Here is a 2,290-nt window from a genome sequence, read left to right as displayed (position 1 = left end):
CGGCCTTGTGTGAGTGCGGCGTCGGCGGCTGCGCGGGCGGCTTGGTAGGTGAGGGGGGCTCTCATGCCGCACCGCCGACGGGGTCGTGGGTGCGGGCGGGGGGCGGGAGTAGCCGCGGTGAGGTGGGGGTCATGTGTGTCTCCTGCTGGGTGGTGGAGGCGAAGCGAGTGCGGTGACCGCGCCCGGACGACGGCCGGCTGACGTGGTTCGTCCCCGCGGCGGCCGCACGGGCCGTCCGCGGGGGCGCGGGCGGACAGCCGCCGACGGTCGTCGAAGGCGGGGCGGCCCCGGCGCTTTGGTTCAGGGGTGCAGGGAACTGCCGGTCACAGGTCGAGTTCGATGCTGGGGCTGAGCGCTCGCGAGGAGCAGGTGGTGAAGAGTCCGCCGGCCCGCTCGTCGTCGGTGAGCACGTCGTCGCGGTGGTCCGGTTCGCCGGCGAGCACCCGGACCACGCATTCACCGCAGATGCCCTGCTGGCAGGACGAGGGTGCGTCGACGCCGTTGCGGAGCAGCACGTCGAGGACGCTCTCCTCCGGTGGGACGTGGTACTCCGCGCCGCTGGAGGACAGCCGGACGGTGAACCCGTCACCGGGGCCCGCCTGGTCGGATGCCGCGGTCGGCGCGAAGCGCTCCTTGTGCAGCACGCTCGGCGGCCAGCCCAACGCGCGGGCACCGTCGAGGACGTAGTCGATGAACGGGCCGGGGCCGCAGACGTAGACGGCGGTGTCCTCGGCCGGTTCCCCCAGCGCACGGCGCAGTTCGAGCCTCTGCTCGTCCGGCTCGTCATCGAGGTGCAGCACGAGCCGCGGGTGGCCGGAGAGCCATTCGCTCAACGCGACGTCCGTGGCGGAACGCGCACAGTAGTGCAGCGTGTACTCCCCACCGGTGGCGTCGAGTTGCTGGGCCATCGCCGCCAGTGGGGTGATGCCGATACCGCCCGCGAACAGCAGGTGCCTGCGCGCCGACGAGAGGCGGAAGTTGTTGCGTGGAGCCGAGATGTGCACGTGGTCGCCGACCGCGAGCCGGTGTATCGCCTCCGACCCGCCCCGCGACTGCTCCTCACGCAGGACCGCGATCCGGTACCGCTTGCGGTTGCCGTGCTCGCCGCACAGGCTGTACTGCCGGACCAGCGCGGTGCCGGGCGTGCGGTCGAGACGCACATCGACGTGCGCTCCGGCCTCGTACGCGGGCAACGGAGTGCCGTCCGCCGGCTGCAGTTCGAGTACTACCACGCGAGGCGTCGTCATGATCCGGTCGACGACGACCGTGTCGATCCAAAGAGATGGCATCGGTCGCTCCGGTCAGGAGCCGGCGGCGGGCACGGCCGCGGCTGTGGGCTCGACGTCGGTCTGCTCGGCGGTCACCGTGAACACGCCTGCCTTCACCTGGCGCGGGCGGGCTTCGCCCTGCTCGACGTTCAGGGGGTCGCGGCCCGCTTCGACGTCGTCGACCATCTTCCTGAGCATGCGACGCAGTGCCACCACGCCCTTGTCCGACGTGACCAGGGTCTCCTCGGAGTGCTGGGTGATGGGGCCCTGGGAGCCCTGCGCCTCGAAGTCCGCGGGGAAGCGCTGGTGCTCTTCCTCTGTCAGTTCCCAGGGCAGTTTGCCGTTCTGCTTGATGCCCATGATGATCCGCATCAGCCGGTCCGGGCTCTGGGCCCGGACCACCGCGAAGGCCCGGTGGGAGGTGTCGTCGGAGGGCACGATCCAGATCAGGCAGTCGTGGCGACGGTCGGGGACGACCTCGACGAAGTCGGGAAGCGCGATGATGCTGGGCAGGTGTACTTCGATGGCCCAGTCCATGTCGACGGTGGTGCCGTCCGGTTCGTCGCGCTGCCACCGCTGGTAGTACATCAGTCCGTGGTCGGTCGTGATGTTGTACTGGATCTTGTCGGAGACCGTGTACGGGTCGTAGTAGGACGGCGGGAACCCGATGGTGCCGGTTCCCTCGAACTGCGGGCCGCTGTGGGTGTAGTGCAGCCACATGGCGTGCACCGGGTCCATCGCGTTCTCGAAGGACTGCAGCCAGTTGAAGTCCACGACCATCCCGGTGACGTTCTGGCCCGGGATGGGCATCTCGGAGATCAGCGACTCGCCGTCCTCCAGGTTCTCGAAGATGTCGTAGCGGGGGAGTGGGGGCTTGTGCTCGGGCGGGCCCATGTAGACGAAGACGAGGCCGTAGCGTTCTTCGATGGGGTACCAGGGCTGGCGGGCGACGTCGCGGCGGCGGCCGAGGGCGGGTTCGCAGGCCTGTTCGAGGCAGTTTCCTTGGACGTCGAACTTCCAGC

At 69.8% G+C, this 2,290-nt stretch carries 2 protein-coding genes; both read right to left on the bottom strand.

Annotated features, from left to right (window positions below):
- Positions 1-323 precede the first annotated feature (323 nt).
- Positions 324-1,289 carry a PDR/VanB family oxidoreductase gene (locus ABZ464_RS51925; RefSeq protein WP_359290023.1) on the bottom strand — a complete coding sequence of 322 codons (966 nt, stop codon included), beginning with the start codon at positions 1,287-1,289 and terminating at the stop codon, positions 324-326.
- 12 nt (positions 1,290-1,301) lie between these two features.
- Positions 1,302-2,290 (bottom strand): aromatic ring-hydroxylating dioxygenase subunit alpha (locus ABZ464_RS51920; protein ID WP_359290021.1); only part of this gene is annotated, 989 nt, incomplete at its 5' end.

It is taken from the genome of Streptomyces sp. NPDC005820, from assembly GCF_040630255.1.
Classification (GTDB): Bacteria; Actinomycetota; Actinomycetes; order Streptomycetales; family Streptomycetaceae; genus Streptomyces.
Note: the sequence above shows the minus strand (reverse complement) of the source record. Positions and strands in the feature narration are given on the sequence as shown.

Bases quoted from the DNA above. Each gene is read 5' to 3' on its own strand.
- ABZ464_RS51925 (WP_359290023.1), bottom strand. From the start codon at position 1,289: ATGCCATCTCTTTGGATCGACACGGTCGTCGTCGACCGGATCATGACG.